At 44.5% G+C, this 281-nt stretch carries 1 protein-coding gene; it reads left to right on the forward strand.

What is annotated here, in order from left to right; translation table 11 throughout:
* Nucleotides 1-93 precede the first annotated feature (93 nt).
* Nucleotides 94-281, forward strand: a 188-nt coding sequence (locus tag HC175_RS23580) for a hypothetical protein (protein ID WP_209310240.1), incomplete at its 3' end; no start/stop codon positions are given.

Below are 281 nucleotides of genomic sequence, written 5' to 3' on the forward strand. Positions count from 1 at the left end.
TATTCTGCTGTGGCACCGGAGATAATGATCCCAAAACCTTTTATCTCTGTTGAAAAGATTAAAGCTGAAGTTCCCGGGGAAGAGACGTACACCGTGAAAATTGCCTCGAACAGAAAGGTGAACAGAATAGAACTTTTTGCCGACAGAAGTATAGATTTTACCCAATTCAGAGCAAATGGCAGGGAAGCCGGAAACCTGCAGCCGGGGAAGAGTGATCTCCATGTTTTCAAAAACCGCTGGAGCGATAGATTACTGACTTATTATGCTGCCAATCAGGACAC

The sequence above is a fragment of the Salinimicrobium oceani genome (assembly GCF_012037645.1).